This window comes from Streptomyces sp. NPDC029159, assembly GCF_055564055.1.
On record NZ_JBVHWT010000011.1, the window covers coordinates 1 to 3,592 of the forward strand.

General features: G+C 78.5%; 1 protein-coding gene. It reads right to left on the reverse strand.

The annotated features are described in order from the left end of the window. Nucleotides 1-139: 139 nt before the first annotated feature. Nucleotides 140-3,406, reverse strand: coding sequence for a sacsin N-terminal ATP-binding-like domain-containing protein (locus ACZ4U4_RS21160; RefSeq protein ID WP_467876476.1), 3,267 nt, complete (start codon nt 3,404-3,406; stop codon nt 140-142). Nucleotides 3,407-3,592 lie beyond the last annotated feature (186 nt).

A 3,592-nucleotide genomic window follows, 5' to 3' on the forward strand; every position in this document is an offset into this window, starting at 1 on the left:
AAACCCCCCCCCCCCCCCACCCCCCCCCCCCCCCCCCCCCCCCCCCCCCCCCCCCCCCCCCCCCCCCCCCCCCCCCCCCCCCCCCCCCCCCCCCCCCCCCCCCCCCCCCCCCCCCCCCCCCCCCCCCACGTCATGTGCGTCAGTCGAACCAGCGCGCCCGGGCCAGTTCCTCGCCCCGGTCCGGCTCCTCCAGGAGGGCGGCGACCTCGAAGCGGCGGGGCCACTGACCGGCGGCCCACGCCAGTCCGGCGGCCACGCCCTCCAGCGTCGCCGCGTGCAGCGCGCCGTCCGGCGTCAGCCGCCAGTCCAGTTCGCTCTCGCCGTCACCGTCGCCGACCAGCAGTTCCTCGTGCTCGGTGTACGCCTCGGGGGTGGCGGGCCCCAGCAGCGCCCGGACCTCGTCGGGCACCGCACGGCGGACGCCCTCGGAGCGCACCTCGGCCGCCACCGCCTCGCTCAGCCGGGAGACCTGGAGGAGTTCGGCGAGTGCCGCGGCGCGGTCCGGGGCGACGGGCAGCAGCGCCCGTCCGGCCGCCAGCGGCATCAGGTCCGGCGCGTCGGCGACCAGCGCCTCGGCCGCATCGACCACCCGCACCTCGCCGCCGGGCCCGCCGTCGGCGTCCGGGACGACCGCGCGCAGCGCATCCGGCAGCGTCACCGCCTCCGGGTCGAGCAGCGCCAACTCGCCGTGGATCGCGTGGAGTTGGGCGGCCGTGACGGGCAGTTCCGGGTCGGCGAGGCGGCCCAGCAGTTCGGCGGCGCCGCCCGGTTCGTCCAGCAGCGCGGCGAGCGAGGTGCGCACCCCGAGCGCCCGCAGCACCTGCGGATCGACGTCCCCGGCGTCGGCCGCCTCGTACAACCCGGCGAGCAGCGGATCGCCGCCCGCGGAGCGCAGTCCGGCGGGGTGCCGTCCGTCGAGGACCGGATGGCCGCGCAGCCACCAGGCGGTGTAGGGGCGGACGGATTCCGTGGTGCCGTCCGGCAGCAGGACCCGCACGGGGGCGGTCAGCGCGTCGCGCAGCGGCGGTTGGGCGAGGAGGGCGAGCGCCTGCGGCCAGGCGTCGTCGTCGACGAGGTCGAGGTCGCGGACGGCGATCAGCTCGGTGACGACCGGCGGGACGGGGGTGTCGGGCAGCGCGTCGAGGATGTCCTCGCACCAGACGTCGACGGCATCGAGCAACCCGGCGTCGTCCGGTTCGGCGAAGTCGCTCTCGCGCGGCTCCAGTTCGTCCGGGTCGAGAACCACATCGGTGGCGCGGACCAGTGCGAAGGCGGCGAGCACGCCGACGGCGGTCAGCGGTTGTTCGCCCCAGCGGTCCACCAACTCCGCGTCGCAGGCGGCGAGTTCACCCTCACGGAGGACCTGCTCGAAGGGGCTGCCGGGGTAGACCAGTTCACCGGCGGGCGCCAGTTCACCGTCCTCGTCGGGGAGGGCGAGTGCGGCCAGCCACGGTTCGTCGCCGGGCGCGAGGTGGGCGTCGCGGACGAGGGCGAGGACGGTCTCGGCGATCTCGTCGGCGCCGGGCGGCGCGCCCGGTCCGTCCGGGTCGGCGAGCAGGTCCCAGGCGTCCTCGTCGGCGTCGAGGGAGCCCGCGACCGCCGCCCTGACCTGCGGCGTCGTCAGCACCGCGCGCGGTGAGGCGGGGAGCGCGCCGAGCTTCTCCAGCAGCGGGTGGACCGCGTCGGGGTGGGCGACCTTCAGGCCGAGGCGGGTCAGCGTGGCGTAGCGGGCCGCCGCGCCGTCCGCCGCGTCTTCACCGGGTACGGGCAGCAGCACCTGCCGCGGGCCGAGCGTGGTGCGGACGGCGCCGCCGTCCGGGGCGGCCAGCGGGACGGGCAGCCCGGAGAGGCGCTCCGGGTCGGTGCCGGCCAGCGCGTCGTACAGCCGCCGCCACCAGGACGGGTCGCGTTCGACGCCCGCCAGCCGGTCGATCATCTCGCCGAGCGGGACCCGGGCGACGCCCAGCGCCCGCAGCTCCGGGCGGCGTTCGAGTCCGGCGGGGAGCAGCGTGGGGAAGAGTTCGGCGAGGACGGCGACGGTGGCGGCGCCGCCGCCCTCCAGGACCTCCGCGTCGACCGGGCGCAGACCGTCGCGGGCGACGCCGCCGGGCTCGTCCCAGGCGTCGTCGGGTGCGGCAGGCGGGGCGGTGGCCGGGGCCGCACCGGGCAGGAAGCGCGTCCGGGGCAGCAACTCCAGGATCTTGCCGCGGAGTTCGGCGTCGATGCCGCCCTTGCCGAGCGGGCCGGGCACCAGGTCCAGGGCGGCGGTGGTCAGCGGGCGCCAGGCGCCGAGCAGGGCGGCGTAGGCGGTGGCGGCGCGCGTCACCAGGAAGTCGGCGAGCGGGCCGGGCGCGACATGGCGCCGGGTCGGCTCCAGCGGGAACGACGCGATGAGCAGCGCCGGAAGACCCATCGGCTCGTCCGTCGGCGTCGGGGCGTGCACCACGGGCGCGGTGCCGGGCGCCGCCGGGTTGCCGTCGGCGTCCACGGGCACCGCCCACGTCACCGACCAGGCCGGACGCAGCCGTTCCTCGACCGGTCGGTCGGCGAGGAGCGCGGGCTCCAGCGGGCCGCCGTCGGTCGCCACGCGCCAGCGGGTGTCGCCGCGTTCGCTGTCCTCGATCCGGACCAGCTCGCCGTCGCTCGCGCGCCGCAACTCCCGTACGCCGTCCGGGGTTTCCACGACGATCTCGGCGAGGCCGGGGAGGGTCAGCAGCAGGGCGGCGTCGATGCCGGCGAGCAGCCGCTCGGCGAGGGCCAGCGCGGCGCCGTCGCGCAGCGGCAGCACCACGGCGGTGTCGTACCCCTCGGGGGCGGTGCCCTCGGCGGGCAGCGGCAGGCGCAGCAGCGGGACATGGCCGTCGCGGCGGCGCAGTTCACCGCCGAGGCCGGGGCTGTGGGCGGCGACCTGGCTCGCCAGTTCGCGCGCCTCGGCCAGCGACCAGCGGACGCCGCCGGTGCGGCCGATCAACGCCGGTTCGTCGGAGACCGACAGCACGGCGGCGAACCCGACGCCGAACCGGCCGACCGCGCCGGTCTCCATGCCGGCCTCGCGCTTCGCGGAGGCGCGGAGGGTGGCGAGGGATTCGACGCCGGTGGCGTCCAGCGGGGCGCCGGTGTTGGACGCGACGAGGACGGCGGGGTCGTCGCCGTCGGCCGGGTGCAGGGTCAGCCGCAGGCGGCCGGGGACGCCGGCGCGGGCGGCGGCGTCGGCGGCGTTCTGGGCCAGCTCCACGGCGAGGCGGTCGCGGTAGCCGCCGAGGGCGAGGTCCTCCTCGGCGTTGGCGTCCTCACGGAAGCGGGCGGGGGAGGCGGCCCACGCCTCCAGCACTCCGCGCCGCAGCCGTGAGGTGCCGAAGGGGTCTGCGCCCTCGGGCTCCCCGCGGACCAATGGCGTACCGGTCACTTGCGTCTCCGCTCTACGGGTTGGTGTTCCCGACCGTAGCGTGGGGGGCCGCCTGCCCGGCGGGGGGAGGGTGCGGTCCGCCTCTGAGTGGTGGGTGCGGTGGTGGGGGGGGGGGGGGGGGGGGGGGGGGGGGGGGGGGGGGGGGGGGGGGGGGGGGGGGGGGGGGGGGGGGGGGGGGGGGGACGT